The organism is Chenggangzhangella methanolivorans, assembly GCF_042648545.1.
GTDB classification, from domain to species: Bacteria; Pseudomonadota; Alphaproteobacteria; order Rhizobiales; family Methylopilaceae; genus Methylopila; species Methylopila methanolivorans.
The window spans coordinates 1-23860 of record NZ_JBHRXS010000017.1 but is presented as its reverse complement, the minus strand read 5'-3'; the positions used below and the strand labels follow the sequence as shown (position 1 = coordinate 23860).

Below are 23860 nucleotides of genomic sequence, written 5' to 3'. Positions count from 1 at the left end.
GTCGTCCGCGCCTCAGCGCCGTCGCGGTCGCGATCGGCGTCGTCGCCCTTGGCGCGCTCGCCGGCGCGCGGGTCGAGATCGTGCGGCTTGCGCCGTCGCTCGCCTCGCTCTACGAGGCGTTCGGACTGCAAGTGAACGTGCGCGGCCTGGCCATCCGGGACGTCCGTTCGGCCGAAGAGCTCGTCGACGGCAGCCCCGTGTTGCTCGTCACCGGCCTCGTCGAGAACGTCTCCGCCGGAGAGCTCGACGTGCCGCGGCTGCGGCTCGCCGTCACGGCGGGCGGCGAGCGCGAGCTCTACGCCTGGACGACGGTGGCGGCCCGCCCCAAGCTGCAGCCCGGCGAGACCGCGACCTTCCGCGCTCGCCTCGCCTCGCCGCCCGCGGAAGGCCAGGCGATCGCGGTGCGCTTTCTCGCGCGCCACGACCTGATGGCCTCGCTCGGCCATTGACGCCGCAAGGAGACCCCATGGGCCACCGCGTCAACGTCCTCTTCTCCGCCGACACGATCGGCGCGCGCAACACCGAGCTCGCGGCCGAGATCGCGGCGCTGAACACCGAGCGGCTGCTCGTGGTCGCGGTCCTGAAGGGATCGTTCGTGTTCGCCGCCGACCTCATCCGCTCGCTGCACTCCGCAGGGCTCGCGCCCGAGGTCGAGTTCATCTCGCTGTCGAGCTATCGCGACGGCACGGTGTCGAGCGGCGCGGTGCGGATCGTCCACGACATCGACAGCGACGTCGCCGGCCGCGACGTGCTGCTCGTCGACGACATCCTCGAGTCCGGGCGCACGCTCGCTTTCGCCAAGGACCTCATGGCCGCGCGCGGCGCCCGCAAGGTGCTGACCTGCGTGCTGCTCGAAAAGCCCAACAAGCGGGCGGTGCGGGTCGACGCCGATCTCGTCGGCTTCCGCTGCCCGGACCTCTTCGTGGTGGGCTACGGCATGGACGTCGCCCACGCCTATCGCGAACTGCCCTTCGTGGGCGTGGTGGACGTCGGCGACGACGGCGAAACGAAACCGGATCAGGGAGGCTGAGCCATGGCGCGCATCCTGCTGTGCGACGACGAGGACGCGGTGCGCGCCTTCGTGAAGCGCGCGATCGAGATGGACGGCCATGAGGTCGTCCTGGCGATCGACGGCGCGGACGGGTTCGACAGGCTGACCGCCGAGCGCGGCGCCTTCGACCTTCTGCTGACCGACATCCGGATGCCGATGATGGACGGCATCGCGCTCGCGTTGTCGGCGGCGCGCGACTATCCCGATCTCACGATCCTGCTGATGACCGGCTACGCCGACCAGCGCGAGCGCGCCGCCGGGCTCGACGCGCTGATCCACGACGTCGTCACCAAGCCGTTCTCGCTCGCCCAGATCCGCGCTGCGGTCGCGGAAGCGCTCTCGGCCGCCGAAGAAACGCGTCTCAGCGCATAAGTGCTCGCCCCGATTGACCGCAGCGCAATATGGCCCATGATCAGGTCCGGGGACTTCGCATCGATAGGTCTGCGCCGAACGGGTCATGATTTCGCCCGCCGGTTGGGGTTTGTACGCGACCTTCACGCAGCCCACGTCGACGTTTCGGAGGCGAGCCCGTCTTTGACCCGCATGAACGACCTTCCGCGCATGGCGGCGCCTGATCGGCGGAACTCGGGCGGGAGAACGCCCGATGTTTGAGCTGCACGACGTCTGGAAGGGCGAGAAGAAGGCGACCTCGCGCGACCAGTGGACGCTCGCGGGCGCCGCGACGACGTTTCCCGCCGGCCACCGCATCGGGCTCATCGGTCCCGACAGCGCCAAGAACAGCGCCGTGCTCAAGATCCTCTCGGGCGTCGACGACCCCGACAAGGGCGCGATCCGCCGGGTCGGAACCACCTGCTGGCCGCTCGATTACACGAACTTCATCGAGCCCAAGGCGACGGTCAACCAGAACGCGAACTTCCTCGCACAGGTCTATGGCGTCGATCCGGTCGAGGTGATGCGCATCACCGCGCGCCTCAGCGGCGTCAAGGTGGTGCGCGGCAAGCCGATGAACCAGTATCTCGGTCCGGACCGGCGATCGCTCGCCCTCGGATTGACGCTCGCGTTCCAGTTCGACTGGTACTTCGTCGACGAAAGGCTGCCGCGCGCGCCGGAAAACACTGCGGCCGACGTCGACGCGGCGATTCGGGACCGGCTGTCGCACGCCTCGGTGATCTGGGCGACGACCAAACCCGAGACGCTTGAAGGTTTTTGCGACGCGGGATTGGTCCTCGACCAAGGATCGCTGACGTTTTATGGTAATTACGGGGAAGCGACCGAGGCTTTCCTGCGGGCGAACGAAACCAAGGTCGTCGGGCAGAATGACAGAAAATCTCGCAAAGCCGGTCGCCGTAGACGTGCCGCTCGGCGCGCGGGCGAGGTCGATACTCAAGACGCTCGCTGAGGCTGGCGCCGCGCGGGGTCAAGCCCAGGCCGCCGCGCCGGCGGAGCGCGTCGAGCCGGCGTCTGCTCGCGTCGAGGCCGCCGCGCCTGCGCCCGTCGCGCCCGAGGAGCCTTCCCGCGGCGGACGCGGCGACGGCCTTGGAGCGCGCGCCGCCCGCCGGATGCAGCGCGCCGCCGCGGCCGCCGCCGCGTCAGCCGACCAGGCGCGTCCCGTCGAGCCCGAACGCGGACTGCGCCCCACCACCACCAGCACCGTCGTGGCGCTCCCGCGCCGCGATCCGCCTGCGCGGATCGATCCTGACCGCGAGATCGCGCCGCCGCCGCCCGCCGCGCAGATCGGCGTGGCCGCAGGCAAGAAGAACTACATCAAGATCTCGGCCATGCTGGCGATCGCGCTGCCGACGGCGCTCGCCACGATCTACTACGGCCTGATCGCGGCTCCGCAATATGTCGCCGAAGCCCGCTTCGCCGTGCGCGGCCCGGACGCCGCCCCGAGCGCCACCGACGCGCTCAGCATGCTGACGGGCCTCGGCTCCACGGGAGACGCGGGCACGATCAGCGACAGCTACATCGTCTCGCAGTTCATCGAGAGCACCCAGCTCGTCGGGAACCTGCAGCGCTCGCTCGACCTGCGCGCGGTCTACACGAACGACAAGGCCGACTTCATCGCCAAGTATCGGCCCTACGATTTCGAAGACACGATCGAGCACCTGACGAACTACTGGAATTCGAGCACCTGGGTCTATTTCGAGCCGGTCTCCAGCACCATCACGCTCACCGTGCGCGCCTTCACACCGGAGGAGGCGCTCAAGATCGCGCGCGAGACGGTCCGCGAGAGCGAGAAGCTCGTCAACAAGCTCTCCGAGCGCTCGCGCGAGGACGCGATCTCGCTCGCCAAGCAGGAGCTGTCGCGCGCGGAGCTGCGCCTGAAGTTCGCCCGCAAGGCCGTGCAGGACTATCGCGACCGCATGGGCCAGACCGATCCCACCACGGCGGCCACCGCGCGCAGCACGCTGATCGCGGGCCTCGAGCAGCAGCTCGCCACGCAGGAGGCCGACATCGCCGGCCGCACCGCGTTCCTCAACAAGGACGCGCCGTCGGTGCGGGTGTTGCGCCAGAGCGCCGACGCCCTTCGCTCCCAGATCGAGCAGGAGAAGGCCAAGATCGGCTCCCAGCTTGACGATCTCAAGAAGAAGGGCGTGATGTCGGCTTCGCTCGCCGAGTTCGAGGCGCTGCAGACCGAACAGACCTTCGCGACGAACGCCTATACGGCGTCCGCCACCGCGGTCGAATCGGCCCGCATGCGCGCCGAACAGCAGACCCGCTACCTCGCCACCTATGTCGAGCCGCACCTGCCCGAGGACTCGCTCTATCCGGCGCGGCTGCAGATGGTGCTGCTGGTGCTGCTCTGCTCGGCGCTCGCCTGGGCGATCGGCGTCCTGATCTTCTACGGCATCCGCGACCACACGGCCTGAGGCCGTCACGTCTCTCGTCTGACGAAGGCGGGCCCGGAAGGGCCCGCCTTTTTCGTTTCCGGACAGCGCTCAGTCGAGGCCGGTCGCGTCCGCGACGGCGCGGAAATGCGCGTCCCAGTCGGGGGCGACGAACCCTTGGGCGCGGGCCGCAAGCGCCTCGCGGCGCGGCGAGGCGGCGGCCAACAGCTCAGTCACGGCGCGCTCCCAGGCGGGACCGTCGAGCGGGTCGAGATAGTCCACGCGCTCGCTCGCGATTTCATGGAAGGCCGGCAGATCGCTCGCGAGCGCCGGCGCCCCGAGCGCGAGCGCTTCGGCGAGCGGCAGCCCGTAGCCTTCCGCGAAGCTCGGAAACAGCAGCGCGCGCGCTCCCTTCACGAGCGCCGCGAGCGCGGCGTCCGGCAGGTCGTTGGCCTCGACCACATGGGCGCGGATCGCGGGAGAGCGCTCGAGCAGGTCCACCACCATCTCGTTCTCCCAGCCGCGCCGCCCGACGACGACGAGCGTCGGCGCGTCGGCCCCGAGCCGCTCCGCGAGCCGTCGCCAGAGATGGAGCAGCAGCAGATGGTTCTTGCGCGGCTCGATGGTGCCGAGCGCGACGAAGTAGGGCTTTGCAGCCGCCAGCGCCGGCGCGCCGGCCGAAAAGCCCGCCTCGATCCCGAGCAGCCCCGTGACCGCCGGCGGAGACGCCGCGCCGATCTCCTGCGCGAAGGCCGCGAGGTCGCGGGCGGTCTCGGCGGAATTCGCGATCAGCGTGGAGGCGGTCCGGATCGCGGTCGTCATGCGCCGGCGGTGGCGGGCGTCCTCGCCCGGCCGGCCATATTCGGGAAAGCGGATCGGAATGAGGTCGTGGACGAGGATCGACAGGCGCGCGCCCGCGCTTGCGATCCGTTCGAAGACCTCGGGCTGGTCGAGCCGGATGTGCGAGACGTGGAGATAGCGCTCGCCCGCCGCGACCGCGGGCTTGCGCAGCGACGTCATGGCCTTGAGCCGCAGCCGCAGCGCGCGCGACAGCGCCTCGTCCTTGCCGGGGGGCGCGGGCGGCGCGTCCGCGGTTTCGGGAAACGTCGCGCCGAGCCGCGCCTCGAGGCGGCCCGTCGCCGTCCCGCCCGCGCGGCCGCGTCTCCATTTGGCGTCGAGCGCGGCGACGAAGGCGGCGACGTCCTCGCGCGGAAGCGGCGCGGCCCTGCGGCCGACGATCGCCGCGAAGCCGACGCGCGCGGCCTCCTGCGCGAGCGCCCGGCGCGCATAAGCGAGCTCGACCCGGTCGACGCCGGTCGCGACCGGATGGCCCGCCCGGGTGAGCAGCCGCGTGACGTCGAGGACGGTGCGGGTCATGGAAAAGCGTGGCGTCTCCGGAGATGAGCGTCTCAACGCGACTACCACGGGCGCGCCCGGCCGCGGGAGTTTTCTCTGCGCCGCCGGACCCGATAATGAGCGCGCCGCCGGGCCCCGATCACAGGAGCGACGGAATGAACGAGCGCCGCGCCGAGACCGACGAACGACGCCAGTTCGAGTGGAGCGATCCGTTCGACCTCGAAGGCGAGCTCGCCGAGGACGAGCGGCTCGTCCGCGACACCGCGCGCGGCTTCGCCGAGACGCGCCTCGCGCCGCAGGTGCGCGACGCCTATCGCCACGAGCGTTTCGACCGCGCGATCATGGCCGAGATGGGCGCGCTCGGCCTTCTGGGCGCGACGCTGCCGGCCGACTATGGCGGCGCGGGCGTCGGCTACGTGGCCTACGGGCTCTCCGCGCGCGAGATCGAGCGCGTGGACAGCGGCTATCGCTCGGCCATGAGCGTCCAGTCCTCGCTCGTGATGTATCCGGTGTTCGCCTATGGGGACGAGGCGCAGCGCCGCAAATGGCTGCCGCGGCTGGCGAGCGGCGAGACGATCGGCTGCTTCGGCCTCACCGAGCCCGAAGCCGGCTCCGACCCTTCCGGCATGCGGACCCGCGCCGAGAAGACCGCCGGCGGCTACCGGCTGACGGGGCAGAAATCCTGGATCACCAACGCCCCGATCGCCGACCTCCTGCTGGTCTGGGCCAAGTCCGAGGCGCATGGCGGCAAGATCCGCGGCTTTCTGCTGGAGCGCGGGGCCGAGGGCCTCTCCACGCCTGCGATCGAGGGCAAGCTCTCGCTCCGCGCCTCGCCCACGGGCGAGATCGTGATGGAGGGGGTGGAGGTCTCCGAAGACGCGCTTCTGCCGAACGTCTCCGGGCTCAAGGGCCCGTTCGGCTGCCTCAACCGCGCGCGCTACGGCATCGCCTGGGGCGCGATGGGCGCGGCAGAGTTCTGCTGGCATGCGGCGCGAACCTACGCGCTCGGGCGCCGGCAGTTCGGCCGGCCGCTCGCAGCCACCCAGCTCGTCCAGAAGAAGCTCGCCGACATGCAGACCGAGATCGCGCTCGGCCTCCATCTCTGCCTTCGCGCCGGCCGCCTGATGGACAAGGGCGAGCTTGCGCCCGAGGCGATCTCGCTCATCAAGCGCAACAATTGCGGCAAGGCGCTCGCCATCGCCCGCGAGGCCCGCGACATCCATGGGGGCAACGGCATCTCGGACGACTACGACGTGATGCGGGTGGCGCAGAACCTCGAGGCGGTGAACACCTACGAGGGCGCGCACGACGTCCACGCGCTGATCCTGGGACGCGCACAGACGGGCTTTTCGGCGTTCTGAGCGGCGACCGTCAGGCCCGCGTCTACGCGGGCGTGACGGCGGAGGGGTTCGGCCTTTCATGGCGGCTTCAATCGCCGCCGCCTCCGCCCCCGCCGTCACCTCCGCCGCCGCTGTCCCCGCCGCCGCTCCAGCCGCTCGAGGCTCCGCCCCCGCCGGAGGATCCGCCGCCGCCGTCGGGACCGTCGCGCGAGGCTCCGCCGGAATCGCCTCGCGAGCTTCCGGAGTCCCGGATCGTTCCGGAGTCAGAGCCCGACTCCGCGTCGCCCGAATCGCGCCGGCGCCGAGCCGGGCGGCCGCGGCGCCGCTCCAGCCGCTGGCGCAACGCCATAAGAAGCCCGAAGAGAACCAGGATCACGCCCGCCGTCATTCCGACGGCGATCGCGACATCGCTCATCCGGCAAGCGCCTTGGAGACGATCTCGCGGGCTTCGCTCTGGATGCGCTTCAGGTGGTCGGCGCCGAGGAAGCTTTCCGCATAGATCTTGTAGACGTTCTCGGTGCCCGAGGGCCGCGCGGCGAACCAGCCGTTCTCGGTCGTCACCTTGACGCCGCCGAAGGCCTCGCCGTTGCCCGGCGCCTTGGTGAGGCGGTCGCGGATCGGCTCGCCCGCGAGGCTGTCGCCGGGAATGTCGGCGGGCGACAGCTTCTTGAGCTTGGCCTTCTGCTCCGGGCTCGCCGGGGCGTCGACGCGCTCATAGATCGGCGCGCCGAGCTCGTCGGTCAGGCCCTTGTAGATCTCGCCCGGATCCTTGCCCGTCACCGCGGTCATTTCGGCGGCGAGCAGGCCGAGGATCAGGCCGTCCTTGTCGGTGGTCCAGACCGTGCCGTCGCGGCGCAGGAACGAGGCGCCGGCGCTCTCCTCCCCGCCGAAGAACAGCGAGCCGTCGACGAGCCCGTCCACGAACCACTTGAACCCGACCGGCACCTCGACGAGGCGGACGCCGAGCCGCGCCGCGAGGCGGTCGATCACGCTCGACGACACCAGCGTCTTGCCGATCGCAGGCGACCCCGACCAGTCGGGCCGGTGCTTGGCGAGATAGGAGATCGCGGCCGCGAGATAGTGGTTGGGGTTCAGCAGCCCGACCGAGGGCGCGACGACGCCGTGCCGGTCGGCGTCGGGGTCGTTGGCGAAGGCGACGTCGAAGCGGTCCTTGAGCTCGATCAGCTTGGCCATGGCGTAGGGGCTCGAGCAGTCCATCCGGACCTTGCCGTCCCAGTCCGCGGTCATGAAGCCGAAGGTCGGGTCGATCGCGGCGTTGGTGACCGTGAGGTCGAGCCCGTAGGCCTCGGCGATCGGCTCCCAGTATTCCAGTCCCGAGCCGCCGAGCGGATCGACGCCGATCCTCACCCCCCCGGCGCGGATCGCCTCCATGTCGACGACGTTCCTGAGATCGGCCACATAGGCCCCGCGGAAATCGTGGCCCTTCACGTTCGACGCCTTGAGCGCCCTGAAGAAGGGCGTGCGCTTCACGTCCTTGAGCCCGCCCTCGATCAGCGCGTTCGCCGCCTTTTCGATGACCGAGGTGATCTCGCCGCCCGCCGGGCCGCCGTTCGGCGGATTGTACTTGAAGCCGCCGTCGTCCGGCGGATTGTGCGAGGGCGTGATGACGAGGCCGTCGGCCAGGCCCGAGGTCCGGCCGCGATTGTGGGTCAGGATCGCGTGGCTCACCGCGGGCGTCGGCGCAAAGCGCGCGCCGTCCGAAATCCGGGTCTCGACGCCGTTCGCGGCCAGCACCTCGAGGGCGGTGGCGAAGGCGGCCTCGGAAAGCGCGTGCGTGTCCTTGCCGAGATAGAGCGGCCCGTCGATCCCGGCCTTGGCGCGATGGTCGCAGACCGCCTGCGTCACGGCCGCGATGTGGCTCTCGGTGAAGACGCCGCCGAACGAGGAGCCGCGGTGCCCGGACGTGCCGAAGGCGACGCGCTGGGCGGGATCCTCCATGTCGGGCCGGGCGGTGAAATAGGCCGTCATCAGCGCGGGCACGTCGACGAGCCGCTCCGGCTCGATGGGTTTTCCGGCGAGCGGGCTGACGTCGGCTGACACGGGGCGGTGCTCCTCACTGAAACGCGGGAGCAAATTCGGCCGGGGCGCTTGGGATTTCAAGCGGCGGAGACGTTACGCCTCACCGCTCCATCGTCAGCCGGTCGCGCGAGGTTTCGAGGCGGCGCAGGCGCCCGAGGAAGCTCATGCCGAGCAGCGCGCCGTCCATGGCGCCGGGGGCCAGCACCACGGCCGCCACCTCGTCGACCTTCACCGAGCCGACGCGGACGTCGCGCAGCACGACGCGCTTGGCGCCCACCGAGCCGTTGGCGGTCGAGACGCGCGCGTCGTAGCGGTCGAGGCCAGAGACGAGGCCGAGCTGTTCGCCGATCTCGTGGGAGAGCGCCACCACGGTCGCGCCGGTGTCGACGAGCATCGGCACGCGCTTGCCGCCGACGGTGGCGTCCACGCGGAAATGGCCGTCGGCGTCGGCGCGCAGGGTCGCGGTTCCGGCGCGCGGCTCCTCGAGCGTGGCGCGGGCCGCGAGCGGCGCGGAGGGCGCGCCCGGAAGCGCGGCGCGGATGCCGTCCGCGGCGAGCCAGGCGGCGGCGACCGACAGGCCGGCCGCCAGAAGTACGACCTTGATCACAGGACGACGCCTCCCCGATCCGCGATCCACGCGTCGGGGAGAGAGGATGTTCCGGCCCGCTCACGGACCGGTTAACGCGGCCCGCGCGTCCGCCCGCATGGCGAACGTCGGGTTACCGGAGAGCTCAGGCCGGGTCGATCAGGCCACGCTCGATCAGCGCCTCGATCACCCTGTCGGCGAGCGCCTCGGGCGAGGCCTCGGCCGTCACGATGTGAAGCGTCGGCGCCTTCGGAGCCTCGTAGGGCGAGGAGACGCCCGTGAAGTTCGGGATCTCGCCGGCGAGCGCGCGCTTGTAGAGCCCCTTCGGGTCGCGTGAGATGCAGACCTCGAGCGGGGTGTCGACGAACATCTCGAGGAACTCGCCCTCGCCCACGAGGCTGCGCACCAGCTCGCGCTCGGCCTCGAACGGCGAGATGAAGCAGCAGATCACGAGCGTGCCCGCCTCGACGAAGAGCTTGGCCACCTCGCCCACGCGGCGGATGTTCTCCACGCGGTCGGCGTCGGTGAAGCCGAGGTCCTTGTTGAGGCCGTGACGGACGTTGTCGCCGTCGAGCAGCATGGTGTGCTGGCCGCGAACCGCGAGCTTCTGCTCGACGAGGTCGGCGATGGTGGACTTGCCCGAGCCCGACAGCCCCGTGAACCAGAGGATCGCGGGCTTCTGCCGCTTGATGCGGGAGCGCGCCGCGCGGTCGACCGTGGTGGCGTGGCGATGGATGTTCGTCGCGCGGCGAAGGCCGTGCATGATCATGCCGGCGCCGGCCGTCGCGTTGGTCTCGCGGTCGATCAGGATGAAGGCGCCGGTGTCGCGGTTCTCGGCGTAGGAGTCGAACGCGATCGCGGTCCCGGTCTCGATGTTGACCTCGGCGATCTCGTTGAGCGCGAGCGTCTTGGCCGCCAGCTCCTCGAGCGTGTTGACGTCGATCTTGTGCTTGAGCGCCGTGACAGTCGCCGGAACCGTCTTGGTCGCGAGCTTGAGCAGGTAGGAGCGGCCCGGGAACAGCCGGTCCTCCTCCATCCAGATCAGCTTGGCGGAGAACTGGTTGGCGACGTCCGGCCGGTCGCCCACCGGCGCGAGCACGTCGCCGCGGGCGATGTCGACCTCGTCGGCGAGCGTCAGCGTCACGCTGTCGCCGGCCTCGGCCTCGTCGAGGTCGCCGTCCATGGTGACGATCTTCACGACCTTCGAGGTCTTGCCCGAGGACGACACCACGACCTCGTCGCCCGGCTTCACCCGGCCGGTCGCGAGCGTGCCCGAGAAGCCGCGGAAGTTGAGGTTCGGCCGGTTGACCCACTGCACGGGGAAGCGGAACGGGCGCTCGGTGAGGTCGGTGTCGACGTCGACCTGCTCGAGATGCTCGAGCAGCGTCGGGCCGGAATACCACGGCATCAGGTCCGAGGGCTCCGACACGTTGGCGCCGGTCAGCGCCGAGATCGGGATCGGGGTGATGCTCTCGAAGCCGAGCTGCTCGGCGAAGTCGCGATACTCCTCCTCGATCTCCGCGAAGGCTACGTGGGAGTAGTCCACGAGGTCGATCTTGTTGATCGCCACCACGATATGGCGGATGCCGAGCAGCGAGCAGATGAAGGAGTGGCGCCGCGTCTGGGTCAGCACGCCCTTGCGGGCGTCGACCAGGATGACGGCGAGGCCCGCCGTCGAGGCGCCGGTCGCCATGTTGCGGGTGAACTGCTCGTGGCCCGGCGTGTCGGCCACGATGAAGGTGCGGTTGGCGGTCGCGAAGTAGCGGTAGGCGACGTCGATCGTGATGCCCTGCTCGCGCTCGGCCTCGAGGCCGTCGACGAGCAGCGCGAGGTCGATCGCGGGGCCGGTGGTGCCGTACTTCTTCGAGTCCTTCTCGAGCGCCGAGAGCTGGTCGTCGAAGATCAGCTTGGTGTCGTAGAGCAGGCGCCCGATCAACGTCGACTTGCCGTCGTCGACGGAGCCGCAGGTGATGAAGCGCAGCAGCGACTTCGCGGAGGCCGATTCGGCGATCGCGGTCGTGGAGGCGGGAGCGGCCTGGATCACGAGGTCAGCTCCACGACAGCGAGACGGACAAGCGAAGTGCGTGCTTCGAGACGCCGACCTGCGATCGGCTCCTCAGCATGAGGATGGTTGGGGAGATCCGAAAACTGACCGGTCCTCATGCTGAGGAGCCCGCGCTTCGCGGGCGTCTCGAAGCACGCAGTTCGATCATGGAGGCGGTCGCGCGACGTCATCAGAAGTACCCCTCCTTCTTCTTTTTCTCCATCGAGCCGGCCTCGTCGCTGTCGATCAGGCGGCCCTGGCGCTCGGACGTGGTCGAGGCCAGCATTTCGGCGATGATGTCGTCGAGCGTCGTCGCGGTGCTCTCGATCGCGCCGGTGAGCGGGTAGCAGCCGAGCGTGCGGAAACGCACCAGCTTCTCCTGCGGAGTCTCGCCGGGCTCGAGCGGCAGGCGCTCGTCGTCACGCATGATCAGCGTGCCGCCGCGCTCCACCACCGGGCGCATCGCCGAGAAATAGAGCGGCACCACCGGGATGTTCTCGGCCTGCACGTACTGCCAGACGTCGAGTTCGGTCCAGTTCGAGATCGGGAACACGCGGATCGATTCGCCCTGCTTCACGCGCGTGTTGTAGAGCCGCCAGAGCTCGGGGCGCTGGTTGCGCGGGTCCCAGGCGTGGTTGGCCGTGCGGAACGAGAACACGCGCTCCTTGGCGCGGCTCTTCTCCTCGTCGCGCCGCGCGCCCCCGAAGGCCGCGTCGAAGCCGTGCTTGTCGAGCGCCTGGCGGAGGCTCTCGGTCTTCATCACCTGGGTGTGGACGTTCGAGCCCGAGGCGATCGGCGAGACGCCGCGCTTCACGCCGTCCTCGTTGATGTGGACGATGAGGTCGATCCCGAGGCGCTTGGCGGTCTCGTCGCGGAACTGGATCATCTCGCGGAACTTCCACGTCGTGTCGACATGGAGCAGCGGGAACGGCGGCTTGGACGGGTAGAACGCCTTCATCGCGAGATGAAGCATCACCGAACTGTCCTTGCCGATCGAATAGAGCATCACGGGATTGCGGAATTCGGCCGCGACCTCCCGGATGATGTGGATCGACTCCGCCTCGAGCCGCTTCAGATGCACGGATAGGTTTGAGGACATCAGCGGCTTTCGTTCTCGTGGCCCGACAGGGATGTCAGTCGATCGGCGTAGAGGCGTGCGGGGGGACGAACCGCACTTAATGGATTTTGCAATCGGGAGGCAATGCGGCGTTTCACGCGCAGGTTATCGCGCCTCGCCGAGCTCGCCTCTCAGGAATCCCAGCGCGTCGTCGGCCATGACGTCGCGCGCGACGAAGCTCCGTCCCACGCCGCGCGCCAGAATGAAAGTGAGCTTGCCGCGCGAGACCTTCTTGTCCTGCATCATGTGGCCGAACAGCGTCGCGGCGTCGCCGATCCCGCCCGGGATCTCGGCGGCGCGCGTCGGCAGGCCCACGGCCTTGAGGTGGCGTTCGACGCGCTCCGCCTCGGCGGCGGCGCAAAGGCCGAGCGCGGCCGAGAAGCGGAACGCCATCGCCATGCCGATGGCGACGCCCTCGCCGTGGATCAGCCGCGCGCCGTCATAGGCGACGTCGGCCTCGAGCGCATGGCCGAAGGTGTGGCCGAGATTGAGCAAGGCGCGGTCGCCGGTCTCGCGCTCGTCGCGCGCCACCACCGCGGCCTTGGCCCGGCAACTCGTCGCGATCGCGCGGATGCGGTCCGGGCCTTCGACGAAGCAGGCCCGCGGATTGGCCTCGAGCCAGGCGAAGAACGGCTCGTCGTCGATCAGCCCGTATTTGGCGACCTCGGCGTAGCCCGCGCGCAGTTCGCGCTCGGGCAGCGTGTCGAGGCTCGCGGTGTCGGCGAGCACGAGGCTCGGCTGGTGGAAGGCGCCGATCAGGTTCTTGCCGCGGGGCGAGTTGATGCCGGTCTTGCCGCCGACCGAGGAGTCCACCTGCGCCAGGAGGCTGGTCGGGGCCTGCACCACGCGCACGCCGCGCCGCACGACCGCGCCCGCGAAGCCCGCGAGGTCGCCCACCACGCCGCCGCCGAGCGCCAGCACCACGTCGCCGCGCTCGACCCGCGCGGCGATCAGCGCGTCGACGACGCGCTCGAGTTCGGAGAACCGCTTCGAGGCCTCGCCGGCCGGGACCAAGACGCTCGCGTGAGCGAGGCCCGCGGCTTCGAGCGAGCGCTCGATGCCCGCGAGATAGAGCGGGGCGACGTTCGAATCTGTGACGATCCCGACCGTGCGCGCGCCGAGCGCCGCGATCCGCTCGCCCGTCTCCGCGAGGACGCCGGGGCCGATGAGAATGTCGTAGGCGCGCTCGCCGAGCGCGACCTCGACCCGTTCGGCCAGGGCCGCGGCGCTCACGAGGCGCTCCCGCGCGGGGCCGGGGCGCTGCGAAGCGCCTCGATCAGGTCGCCGACGGTGCGCTCATGAGGGGCGTCGCGGGACTGGATGGTGACGTCGGCGAGCGCGTAGGTCGGGTAGCGCTCGTCGACCAGGCGCCGCAGCGTGCCCTCGGGGTCGGGGCGCGCGAGCAGAGGCCGGCCGCCGCGCTTCCTCACGCGCCGCAGCAGCACGTCGAACTCGGCCGAGAGCCAGACCGAGACGCCGGCCTCGCCGATCCGCGCCCGCGTGTCAGGGTTCATCCAGGCGCCGCCGCCGGTCGCGAGCACCTTCTGGCCCTCCTCCAGCAGGCGCGCCACCACCTTGGCCTCGCGGTCGCGGAAGAAGGACTCGCCGTAGCGCTCGAAGATCTCGGGGATCGACATGTCGGCGACGCGCTCGATCTCGGCGTCGGCGTCGACGAAGGGCATGTCGAGCGCCGCCGCGAGCCGCCGGCCGACCGAGGTCTTGCCCGAGCCCATCATGCCGATCAGCACCACCGATCGGCCGGCGAGCGCCTCGCGGACCTGCGTCAGGTCGCGGTCGTCGGAGCCGCCATGCTGCAGGTCGGGTCGCGCGCGTCCGTCGTCGAGTTGTTGCATCGCCGCCATAGGTTGAACCGAAACGCGCCATGCGGGGGCGCTTGCGGGCCGCAACCTATTCCTAAAGCTTGACCCGACACAATGGCGCGCCGCCGATGCTGCTATGTTCTCGGGCGCGCCTATCTGGTTAGGTAGGCTGGGCGGTCCACACAGGCGGACATCATGCCGAGTCTCATGCGTTTCCTGACGGCGATCGCGACCATCGCGGCTCTCGGCTACGCCTCGCTCTACGCGCTCGCGACCTTCGTCACGCCGCGCGCCCGCGACATGAGCGTGACGATTCCCGCGCAGAAGCTGCGGCCCCAGCCGGTCGAGGCCGCCTCCAAGAACCCGAAGACGGCGGGCGCCGAGACGTCGGCCGGGGCGGCGGCGACCCCGTGAAGGCGCAGGCGCGACGCCATCTCGACGCTTTCCTCGAGATGGCGAGCGCCGAACGCGGCGCCGCGAAGAACACGCTCGACGCCTATGAGCGCGACCTTTCGGACTACGCCGCCTTCCTGGCCGCGCGCGGCCGGGAGCCCGCGACGGCGGACGCCGACGACGTCCGGGCGCATCTGGCGGATCTTTCGGCGCAGGGCTTCGCCGCCTCCTCGGCCGCGCGAAAGCTCTCGGCGGTGCGCCAGCTCCACAAGTTCCTCTACGCCGACGCGATCCGCGGCGACGACCCGACGGCCTCGCTCGAGGGGCCGCGGCGCGGGCGGCCGCTGCCGAAGACGATGCGGCCCGAGGACCTCGACGCGCTGATCGCCGCCGCCGCCGATCCCGGCCCCGAGCCGACGCCGCGCGCCAGGCTCGCCGCCGCCCGCCTGGTCTGCCTGCTCGAGCTCGCCTATGGCGCGGGGCTTCGCGTGTCCGAGCTGGTCGGCCTGCCGCGCTCGGCCGCCCGGCCCGGCGCCTCGGTCATCGCGATCAAGGGCAAGGGCGGCCGCGAGCGCCTCGCGCCGCTGACCCCGATCGCCAAGACCGCCATGACCGACTATCTCGCCGCGCTCGACGCCGCCGGCCGCGACGCCGGGGGCCCATGGCTCTTCCCGGCGGGCGGGGAGAGCGGCCATCTCACACGGCAGGCGTTCGCCCGCGAGCTCAAGGCGGCGGCCGCGCGCGCAGGGCTTTCGCCCGACAAGGTCAGCCCCCACGTGCTGCGCCACGCCTTCGCCAGCCACCTCGTGCAGAACGGCGCGGACCTGCGCGCCGTGCAGCAGATGCTCGGCCACGCCGACATCGCCACCACCCAGATCTACACCCACGTGCTCGACGAGCGCGCCCGCGCCATGGTGCGCGACCTCCACCCGCTCGGCGACGAGAGCGCCTGAGGCCGCGCCGTCGCGCAGGCCTATATTCGCAGGCGATGACCGGGCCGCCCAACTCCCCGACGCTGCTGCGCGAGATGTCCGAGCGGATCCGCGCGCTCGGCGAGCTCCCGCAGACGTCCGAGGCCCGCGCCGAGGTCGAGGCCGCGCTCGGCTCGAAATGGTGGGGCCTGCGCGTTCTGGCGATCGCCGTGATCGGCGCCTGGCGCGACAAGGCCTGGCTCGTCGAACGGGCGCTCCGCGCGGAGAACGGCATGGCGGGCGGCCGTTTCGGCCACGCCCGCACGCAGAGCTGGCGCGATCTCGAGGCCCAGACGGCCGCCAAGGCCGCGGTCCCGATGCTCGATCCGGCGGACGCCGGCTGGCTGCTCGACCGGTGGTTCTCGGACGAGCCGCTGGCCTTCGCGTTCTATGAGTATGTCGGCCTGCGTCTCGATCCGACAGCGGTCGAGCGGCGCGTCGCGGAGGAGTTCGCCCGCCGCCGGTCGCAGCAGCGCCGGCTTCCGCTGTTTCGCCTTCTGCGCTTGCGGCGCGGCGTGGCGGACCGGGACGCAAGGCTCCGCCGCCTCGCGCAGGGCGGCGACGAGACCGCGCTGCTCGCCCGCGACCTGCTTTCCATGGAGGCGAGGTTCAGGGACCGGCAGGCGCAGACGCCGGGCGGCGCGAAGCGCGCCAAGGTCTCCGCGGGGGCCGCCCGGCGCGCCGCCGCGGCAGAAGCGCTCGCCGAAAGCCGTCGCCGCGCCGGCCGCAAGGGACGGAGATGAGCGGGGACGACGTCATGCGGGCGGCCGCCATCGCGGCGGCGCAGGTTGACTTTTCAACCTTCGGCGAACAACTGTGCCGGCGCTCCGCAGGACCACGCCTCCTTCCCCCCGGCGCTCACGGCGCGGAGCCGGGCAGATGAAAAGCTATCTCGATTTCGAAAAGCCGGTCGCCGAGCTTCAGGCGAAGATCGCCGAACTGCGCGCGCTCGGCGAGGACGGCGACAGCGTCGCGATCGAAGAGGAAGTGCAGCGCCTCCAGGCGAAGTCCGAGGCCGCCATGCGCGACCTCTACGCCAGCCTCACGCCGTGGCAGAAGACGCTCGTCGCGCGCCATCCGAGCAGGCCGCATTTCGTCGATTACGTCGGCCGGCTGATCGAGGACTTCACGCCGCTCGCCGGCGACCGCGCCTTCGGCGAGGACCAGGCGATCCTCGGCGGTCCTGGCCGGTTCCGCGGCCGCCCCGTGATGGTGATCGGCCAGGAGAAGGGCTCGGACACCGAGACGCGCCTGCGCCACAACTTCGGCATGGCCAAGCCCGAGGGCTATCGCAAGGCGATCCGCCTGATGGAGATGGCCGACCGGTTCTCGCTGCCGGTGATCGCGCTCGTCGACACCGCCGGCGCCTTTCCGGGCGTCGAGGCCGAGGAGCGCGGCCAGGCCGAGGCCATCGCGCGCTCGACGGAAGCCTGCCTCAACCTCTCGGTGCCGAACGTCGCCGTCGTCATCGGCGAGGGCGGCTCGGGCGGCGCGATCGCGATCGCGACGGCCAACGCCGTACTGATGCTCGAACACGCGATCTACAGCGTGATCTCGCCCGAGGGCGCGGCCTCGATCCTGTGGCGCGACGCCGCCAAGGCCCAGGACGCGGCCACCAACATGAAGATCACCTCGGCCGACCTGATGCGCCTCGGCGTCATCGACGGCGTGGTTCCGGAGCCGCTCGGCGGCGCCCACCGCGCGGCCGAGAAGGCGATCGACGCCGCCGGCGAGGCGATCGACCACGCGCTGCAGCGCTTCTCGAGCCTGTCGGGCGAGCAGATCCGCGACGAGCGCCGGCGGAAATTCCTCAGGATCGGCCGGACCCTCTAGAATCCGAGGCTCCTCCGGGAGGCTGTCGCGCGCCCGTCGTCCGCTTGCGGTAACGGGCGGGTAAGGGTATTTATTTTAGTTGGTAGGAACGTCGTTCCACACCCGCATTTCGGGGGAGACCTTCGATGTCCGTCGCTCGCGCCGCGCTGGCAGTCAGCGTGCTCGCCGTCGCAACGGCCCTCGCCGGCTGCAACGCCGACCGCGAGACCAGCGTCGTCGCAAACGCGAAATCGGCCCAGCCGCTGAAGCCCGAGCTCGTCTCCCTGATGACCGAGAAGGGCATGAGCCCCTCGGATCCGATGCTCGTTCGCGTCTTCAAGGAAGAGGCCAAGGCCGAGGTCTGGAAGAAGCGCCGGACCGACGGCCGCTACGCGCTGCTCAAGACCTACGACATCTGCCGCTTCTCCGGAAAGCTCGGCCCGAAGATCAAGGAAGGCGACAAGCAGGCGCCCGAGGGGTTCTATCAGGTCAGCCCCGCGCAGATGAACCCGAAGTCGTCCTACTACCTGTCGTTCAACATCGGCTTCCCCAACGCCTATGACCGTTCGCTCGGCCGCACCGGCCAGCACGTCATGATGCATGGCGACTGTCTCTCGGCCGGCTGCTACGCCATGACCGACGACCAGATGGGCGAGATCTACGCCATGGCCCGCGAGAGCTTCCGCGGCGGCCAGCGCTCGTTCCAGTTCCAGGCGCTGCCGTTCCGCATGACGGCGCAGAACATGGCGCGCCGGCGCAACGACAAGAACATGGCGTTCTGGAAGAACCTCAAGCAGGGCTCCGACCATTTCGAGGTCACCAAGGCCGAGCCGAAGGTCGACGTCTGCGGCAAGAAGTACGTCTTCAACGCGACCGCCGGGCTTTCGAGCTTCGAGCCCACGGCCGGCTGCCCGAGCTATCAGGTCGAGCCCTCGGTCGCCCGCGCGGTGGCCGCCAAGGAGAAGACCGACAACATCCTGATCGCGCAGCTGTCCAAGAGCGAGCCGATCGCGGCCGAATACGTCGCGCAGAACGGCCGCATGCGCCGCACGCTCGACCAGCCGATCGTAATGGTGGCGGCGGTGGCCCCCGAAGCCGCCGGCGCGCCCGTCGCCGCGACGCCGGCCGCCGGCGGCGGCATGGCGCTCGCCTCCGTCGCGCCGGCCAAGCCCGGCCAGGCCCCGCAGGCCGCTCAGCAGGTCGCGCTCACGACGCCGGTCGCGACCGACGGCTCCGCGCCCGCCCCGCAGGCCCAGAAGGCCGAGGGCAGCCTGTTCGCCCGCATGTTCCGCTCCGAGGAGCCGGCGGCCGAGACCCCGATCCCGGCGTCGACGGCCTCCGTTCCGACGCAGGTCGCCTCAAACGGCGCCAAGGCCGCCCCGACCGGCGCCAAGGCCGCCCAGAACGGCGCGAAGGCCGCTCCGGTCCCGGCCCCGCGCGAGGTCACGCCGCAGCAGCCCGTGATGGCGACCGCGGCCTCCCCCGCCCCCGAGGGCGCGGGCGGCAAGATCATGAACTGGATGGGCGGCTTGTTCGGCCAGAAGCCGGCCGAGACCGCGGCGGAGTCCGCCGTCACGCCCGTGAGCGCGCCGGCCCCCGCGGCCGCGCCCGCCCGCAAGGACCGCTCCGCGAACCTGCCCGAGCAGTTCCGAACCAAGGCCTCGCCGAAGCCCGACCAGCGCGTGACCTCGTCCTTCGCGGCCTTCGAATGAGCGTCGCGGAAATCTGAACGGCGAAAGGCCCGGGCGGCGACGCTCCGGGCCTTTGTCTTTCGCGGCCTTTCCAGCGAGCCGCCCGAACCGCCGCCGTCATCCCGGCCGAAGGGCCGGGATCCAGAACCGATCCGGTTTCTCCAGACTCCCGCCGCGGCGTCGGCTCTGGATCCCGGGTCAAGCCCGGGATGACCGGCTGGGGTTCCCGGCGCTCTTTCACGAACTGTCGCTCACCCGATCCCGCTCGCGCCTTCGCCGCCGCCCCGTCCAGCGAGCCGCACGAACCTCCGCCCGTCATCCCGGCCGAAGAGCCGGGATCCAGAACCGAGGCGTTTCCCGCGAACTCCCGACGGGCGTCGGCTCTGGATCCCGGGACAAGCCCGGGATGACCGGCTGGGGTTCCCGGCGCTCTTTCACGGCCTGCCCGTCCCCCGATCCCGCTCGCGGCCTTCGCCGCCCCGTCCAGCAAGCCGCCCGAACCTCCGCCCGTCATCCCGGCCAAAGAGCCGGGATCCAGAACCGAAGCGCTTCCCGCGAACTCTCGACGGGCGTCGGCTCTGGATCCCGGGTCAAGCCCGGGATGACCGGCTGGAGTTTCCGCCGCTCTTTCACGAACTGTCCGTCAGCCAATCCCGCTCGCGCCTTTGCGCCGCCGCCCCGTCCAGCAAGCCGCCCGAACCTCCGCCCGTCATCCCGGCCGAAGAGCCGGGATCCAGAACCGAAGCGCTTCCCGCGAACTCTCGACGGGCGTCGGCTCAGGATCCCGGGACAAGCCCGGGATGACCGGCTGGAGTTTTCGTCGCTATTTCCCGAACCGTCCCTCACCCGATCCCGCTCGCGCCTTTGCGCCGCCGCCTCTTCCAGCGAGCCGCACGAACCTCCGCCCGTCATCCCGGCCAAAGAGCCGGGATCCAGAACCGAAGCGTTTCCCGCGAACTCTCGACGGGCGTCGGCTCTGGATCCCGGGACAAGCCCGGGATGACCGGCTGGAGTTTCCGTCGCTATTTCCCGAACCGTCCCTCACCCGATCCCGCTCGCGGCCTTGCACCGCCGCTCCATCCAGCGAGCCGTCCGAACCGCCGCCGTCATCCCGGCCGAAGAGCCGGGATCCAGAACCGAGACGCTTCGCGCGAACTCTCGACGGGCGTCGGTTCTGGATCCCGGGGCAAGCCCGGGATGACCGGCTGCGGTCGATACGCCTTCCGATGTCCGGCCTTACGCAGCGACCGGCCGTTCAGAACCGCGCCCGCACGAAGGCGCGGGCGTTCGCGCCCGGCGCCACGATCTCGTCCTTCTTGAAGGAGGCGGCGTTGCGGATGCGCTCGTCGAGCAGGTTCTGGCCGACGAGCCCGACCGTCACCGAGCTCAGCCGCGTCGCCGCGCGGTCGAACTCGCGCGTGTAGCTCACCTCCGCCCTCAGATCGTCATAGCCGGGCGTGCGCGTCTCGAGCGCGCCGGTCTTGTCCTGCGCGAAGGCGTGCAGCAGCCCGACGCGCGCGAAGAAGCCGTGCTGGCTGCGCCAGAACACGCCGCCGCCGAGCCGATGCGGCGGAATGCGCGGCGCGTTCTCGCCACTCGTGAACTTCGCCCGCACGAAGTCGTACTGGCCCTCGACGCCGAAGACGTTCGGCCCGGCCTCGATCGCGTCGAACTGCGCCGCGAATTCGGCGCCGTAGAAGCGCGCTTTCCGCTGCGAATAGACGCTCTGGTCGAACTCGTCCTCCTCGCCGCAGCTTTCGAACTCGTGGCCGCAGCCGATCCCGGTGAGGCGCCGGTAGATGAAGCCGTCGAAGCGGGTGGCGTAGGCGCTGGCGTCGAGCCGGAGCGGCCCCCCGGCGCGCCGCAGGCCGAACTCGATCGACTTCGCGGCCTCGATCTTGAGGTTCGGGTCGCCGATCTCGAACAGCCCCTGGGCGTGGTGGGGGCCGCGCGAGAACAGCTCGAGGCCGCTTGGCGCGCGCTCGACATATTGCGCTGTGAGGCTCGCGACGAAGCCGTGCGGCAGGTCCTTCAGCACGCCGAGGCTGCCGCTCACGGGCGTGAAGTCGCGGACCCGGCCGCGGCTCACCGGATCTCCGCCGCCAGGGACGAGGCCCGGGAAGATGGTCTCGGTCCCGTCGACGCGCGCGCGCTCGATGCGGCCCGCGCCCTGGACGCGCCAGCCGGCGCCGAAGTCGACCTCCTCGAACACATAGGCCGCGAGGGTTCGGCTGTCGGTCGGGGCGATGAGGGTCTCGGCCTCGCCCGTCGTCCGCAGCCTGCCCTGCCCGGCCTGGATACCGAACGCGCCCTTCAGCGCGCCGAACGACAGCGCGACCGGCCGATGCTGGAGCTCGACCCGCGCCTCCGCCTCCCGGTTGCGGAACACGCCGTGGACGACGTCCTCGCCCGCATGGTCATGATCGTCGTGATGGTCGTGGTCGCCGTGGTCGTGCTCCTCGTGCTCGAGGCCCATCTCGCGATGGCGATAGCTCGAGGCGTTGGCCCAGAAGCGCACGGCCTCGAAAGGCCCGCCGTCGAAGCGCCGCTCGCCCTCGAGCTGGACCTTGTCCTGGCGCGGATCGAGCCTCGTATCGAGCTCCGCCGCCTCCCCGCCCGGCACGTGGTAGAAGGCGTCGTAGTGGCTGTAGGAGACGCCGAGAAAGCCCTCGTCGGTCACCGCCGACATGCCGACCGAGGCCCCGGTGGAGCGGGCGGCGGAGTTGGCCTGCTGTCCGTCGGGCGTGTCGTAGTTTCCGTTCTTCGTGGCGAAGCCGTCGGCGTGGAACAGGATGTCGCCGTGGCCGGCCTTGACCGCCGCCGCGATCGAGCGCCCGCGGTCGACCGAGGACAGCCCGGCGAGCGCCTCCGCCGAAAAGCCGCCGGGCGGCGCGAAGCGCGGGATGCGGTCGTTTTCCGCGTTCACCACTCCGCCGATGGCGGACGAACCATAGCGCAGCGTCGCGGGGCCGCGGATCACCTCGATGCGGTCGGCCGACAGCGGATTGAACGGCACGCCGTGGTCCTCGCCGAGCGCCGAAACGTCGTGCACGCCGAGGCCGTTCTCCAGGATGCGGACGCGCTGCCCCTCGAGCCCGCGGATGATCGGCCGGTCGGCCGCGCCCGGCGCGAAGCCCGTGCTCGCGACGCCCGGCTTGTCGGCGAGCGCGCCGCCGAGCGTCGTCGGGCCGCGGCGGGCGATCTCGTCGCGCGGCAGGATCGTGACGGGCGCGAACACATGCGGCGCGACGGGCAGGACGCCCTGCCGGTCGCGCTGGGGATCGGGCCCCTGGGCCTCGCCGACGATGGGGCTCGCGGTCTCGACCACGATCTCGTCGAGGTCGGTGGCGGACTGCGCCCGGGCCCCCTCGCCGCCCATCAGCGCGAGCGCCGCCGTCGCGAGAAGCCGGAGCCTCACGCCTGTGCCGTTCTGGATTGTCATGACGTCCGAAGAACCCCGCTGTCGCGGCCGTTCACGGCCGCACCCCGATGGGCGGACAATAGGTAATGTTATAAAGTTACGTCAACTGCTCGAGCGGCGGCGGCGGATCGCGTGCGCGTGAACGCACCGCGCCGCCGAGCGCCGAGACGTCAGGGGTTCAGCCGCAGCGGGTCGAGACGACCACGACCTTGTCGATCTCGATCGTCAGGCGGTCGGGACGGAAATCGAGCGTCGCCGCGTCGCCCGGCGCGACCCGGCGGATCATGCGGGCGCCGGTGAGGCTCCGGGCGTCCGCGTCGGAGGGCGCGTCCTTCCCGATCAGAGTGAGCGCCTTGGCGTCCTCGCAGCCGCCGGCCTTCGGCGCGGCCTGCGCGAGCGCGGCGGCGAACAGGCAGCCGGCGAGAAGACTCGTGGCGGCCAGACCTGAACGGATAGCGATGGCGAAGACGGACATTGCGGCCTCATCGGTCGGCCCCGATCGATCGTCCGCATATATTGCGCGAAGCGGCCGTCGATAAGGCTCAGACCGAGCGCGTCAGTCCGCCGTCGACCCGCAGGTTCTGGCCGGTGACGTAGCCCGCGCCCTCGGAGACGAGGAACGCGATCGTCGCCGCGATCTCCTCGGCGCGGCCGTAGCGACCCATCGGCACGCCGCCGCGGCGCTCCTCGGTCGCCGGCAGGCTGTCGATCCAGCCCGGCAGCACGTTGTTCATGCGCACGTTGTCGGGCGCGAAGGCGTCGGCGAACAGCTTCGCATAGGCGGCGAGGCCCGCCCGGAACACGGCCGAGGTCGGGAACATGGCGCTCGGCTCGAACGCCCATGCGGTCGAGATGTTGACGATCGCGCCGCCGCCCTGCGCCTTCATGATCGGCGCGACCAGCCGCACGGGCCGGATCACGTTCATGAGGTAGGTGTCCATCCCCGCATGCCATTGCTCGTCCGTGATTTCGAGCAGCGGCGCGCGAGGCCCATGGCCGGCGCTGTTGACGAGCGCGTCGATCCGGCCCCAGCGCTCCATGGTCCCGTCGACGAGGCGCGCGAGGTCGTCGGGTGACTGGTTGGAGCCGGTGACCCCGAAGCCCCCGAGCTCGGCCGCCAGCGCCTCGCCCTTGCCGGACGACGACAGCACCGCGACGGAAAACCCGTCGGCGGCGAGCCGGCGGGCGGCCGCGGCCCCCATGCCGCTGCCGCCCGCCGTGACGATGGCGACCTTTTCGGACATCGGCTTGCCTCAGGCTGTAGTTTCCCGAAATTGGCGAGTCGGCACCAGCATCTAACCCTTTGAAATTTCGAGGGCTCACTTTTCAAAATACCCGAGTCTAATTTCAGAAATCACGAGTCTAGATGGTCTGCCCCCTGAGAAGTGGTCCTCCCTGATGTATGGCTTTTGGCCATGTGGAGGAC

The 23860-nt window shown here is 70.7% G+C and carries 21 protein-coding genes; 11 read left to right on the top strand and 10 right to left on the bottom strand.

All coding sequences use genetic code 11. The annotated features are described in order from the left end of the window. The 5 genes from ACFOWB_RS24245 to ACFOWB_RS24225 form a co-directional block, all read left to right on the top strand. A partial coding sequence (locus ACFOWB_RS24245; protein ID WP_378149884.1) for an FxLYD domain-containing protein occupies positions 1–449 on the top strand: 449 nt, incomplete at its 5' end. 17 nt (positions 450–466) lie between these two features. Then, the gene (gene hpt / locus ACFOWB_RS24240) at positions 467–1030 is read left to right on the top strand and encodes a hypoxanthine phosphoribosyltransferase (RefSeq protein WP_261405315.1); all 564 of its coding nucleotides are present in this window, start codon (positions 467–469) and stop codon (positions 1028–1030) included. A 3-nt stretch (positions 1031–1033) separates the two neighbouring features. Further along, complete coding sequence (locus tag ACFOWB_RS24235; RefSeq protein WP_261405316.1) at positions 1034–1423, top strand: response regulator; 390 nt, start codon at positions 1034–1036, stop codon at positions 1421–1423. 232 nt (positions 1424–1655) lie between these two features. Beyond that, positions 1656–2411, top strand: a complete 756-nt coding sequence (locus ACFOWB_RS24230; protein WP_378149881.1) for a hypothetical protein — start codon at positions 1656–1658, stop codon at positions 2409–2411. Further along, a complete protein-coding gene (locus ACFOWB_RS24225) occupies positions 2329–3885 on the top strand; it encodes a hypothetical protein (RefSeq protein ID WP_378149879.1) in 1557 nt (518 codons plus the stop codon). The genes ACFOWB_RS24230 and ACFOWB_RS24225 overlap by 83 nt, the downstream gene beginning before the upstream one ends. A 69-nt stretch (positions 3886–3954) precedes the next feature. Here the strand turns inward: ACFOWB_RS24225 and ACFOWB_RS24220 are convergent, their stop codons facing one another. Beyond that, a complete protein-coding gene (locus tag ACFOWB_RS24220) occupies positions 3955–5220 on the bottom strand; it encodes a glycosyltransferase (RefSeq protein WP_378149876.1) in 1266 nt (421 codons plus the stop codon). Between the two features lie 134 nt (positions 5221–5354). Here ACFOWB_RS24220 and ACFOWB_RS24215 point away from each other — a divergent pair, with 134 nt between their 5' ends. Next, positions 5355–6560 (top strand): acyl-CoA dehydrogenase, encoded by a 1206-nt coding sequence (locus ACFOWB_RS24215; RefSeq protein ID WP_378149874.1) that lies wholly within the window; start codon positions 5355–5357, stop codon positions 6558–6560. Positions 6561–6950: 390 nt separating this feature from the next. Here the strand turns inward: ACFOWB_RS24215 and pgm are convergent, their stop codons facing one another. The 6 genes from pgm to ACFOWB_RS24185 form a co-directional block, all read right to left on the bottom strand. Continuing rightward, positions 6951–8600, bottom strand: a complete 1650-nt coding sequence (gene pgm, locus ACFOWB_RS24210) for a phosphoglucomutase (alpha-D-glucose-1,6-bisphosphate-dependent) (RefSeq protein WP_261405324.1) — start codon at positions 8598–8600, stop codon at positions 6951–6953. Positions 8601–8679: 79 nt separating this feature from the next. Further along, positions 8680–9186: a retropepsin-like aspartic protease family protein gene (locus ACFOWB_RS24205; protein WP_261405325.1), complete on the bottom strand. Its 507-nt coding sequence runs from the start codon at positions 9184–9186 to the stop codon at positions 8680–8682. Between the two features lie 124 nt (positions 9187–9310). Next, a complete protein-coding gene (gene cysN, locus ACFOWB_RS24200; protein ID WP_378149871.1) occupies positions 9311–11209 on the bottom strand; it encodes a sulfate adenylyltransferase subunit CysN in 1899 nt (632 codons plus the stop codon). A gap of 190 nt (positions 11210–11399) precedes the next feature. Further along, a complete protein-coding gene (cysD, locus tag ACFOWB_RS24195) occupies positions 11400–12308 on the bottom strand; it encodes a sulfate adenylyltransferase subunit CysD (protein ID WP_261405326.1) in 909 nt (302 codons plus the stop codon). 123 nt (positions 12309–12431) lie between these two features. After that, on the bottom strand, positions 12432–13559 hold the full coding sequence (gene aroB, locus ACFOWB_RS24190) for a 3-dehydroquinate synthase (protein ID WP_261405327.1): 1128 nt from the start codon (positions 13557–13559) through the stop codon (positions 12432–12434). Further along, positions 13556–14188 (bottom strand): shikimate kinase, encoded by a 633-nt coding sequence (locus ACFOWB_RS24185; protein WP_261405328.1) that lies wholly within the window; start codon positions 14186–14188, stop codon positions 13556–13558. The genes aroB and ACFOWB_RS24185 overlap by 4 nt, the downstream gene beginning before the upstream one ends. A 153-nt stretch (positions 14189–14341) precedes the next feature. Here ACFOWB_RS24185 and ACFOWB_RS24180 point away from each other — a divergent pair, with 153 nt between their 5' ends. The 5 genes from ACFOWB_RS24180 to ACFOWB_RS24160 all read left to right on the top strand — a co-directional run bounded on the left by ACFOWB_RS24180 (position 14342) and on the right by ACFOWB_RS24160 (position 19034). Beyond that, the gene (locus tag ACFOWB_RS24180) at positions 14342–14560 is read left to right on the top strand and encodes a hypothetical protein (protein ID WP_378149867.1); all 219 of its coding nucleotides are present in this window, start codon (positions 14342–14344) and stop codon (positions 14558–14560) included. Continuing rightward, complete coding sequence (locus ACFOWB_RS24175; RefSeq protein ID WP_378149865.1) at positions 14557–15492, top strand: tyrosine recombinase; 936 nt, start codon at positions 14557–14559, stop codon at positions 15490–15492. The genes ACFOWB_RS24180 and ACFOWB_RS24175 overlap by 4 nt, the downstream gene beginning before the upstream one ends. A gap of 35 nt (positions 15493–15527) precedes the next feature. After that, the gene (locus ACFOWB_RS24170) at positions 15528–16253 is read left to right on the top strand and encodes a hypothetical protein (protein WP_261405330.1); all 726 of its coding nucleotides are present in this window, start codon (positions 15528–15530) and stop codon (positions 16251–16253) included. A 136-nt stretch (positions 16254–16389) separates the two neighbouring features. Beyond that, the gene (locus tag ACFOWB_RS24165; protein ID WP_261405331.1) at positions 16390–17343 is read left to right on the top strand and encodes an acetyl-CoA carboxylase carboxyltransferase subunit alpha; all 954 of its coding nucleotides are present in this window, start codon (positions 16390–16392) and stop codon (positions 17341–17343) included. Positions 17344–17468: 125 nt separating this feature from the next. Then, the gene (locus ACFOWB_RS24160; RefSeq protein WP_261405332.1) at positions 17469–19034 is read left to right on the top strand and encodes a hypothetical protein; all 1566 of its coding nucleotides are present in this window, start codon (positions 17469–17471) and stop codon (positions 19032–19034) included. Between the two features lie 1234 nt (positions 19035–20268). Here ACFOWB_RS24160 and ACFOWB_RS24155 read toward each other — a convergent pair. From ACFOWB_RS24155 to ACFOWB_RS24145, 3 genes are all read right to left on the bottom strand, one after another. Then, positions 20269–22455, bottom strand: a complete 2187-nt coding sequence (locus tag ACFOWB_RS24155; protein WP_378149862.1) for a TonB-dependent receptor — start codon at positions 22453–22455, stop codon at positions 20269–20271. A gap of 157 nt (positions 22456–22612) precedes the next feature. Next, the gene (locus ACFOWB_RS24150) at positions 22613–22909 is read right to left on the bottom strand and encodes an I78 family peptidase inhibitor (protein ID WP_261405334.1); all 297 of its coding nucleotides are present in this window, start codon (positions 22907–22909) and stop codon (positions 22613–22615) included. Between the two features lie 67 nt (positions 22910–22976). Further along, positions 22977–23678, bottom strand: coding sequence for an SDR family oxidoreductase (locus ACFOWB_RS24145; protein WP_378149860.1), 702 nt, complete (start codon positions 23676–23678; stop codon positions 22977–22979). Positions 23679–23860 lie beyond the last annotated feature (182 nt).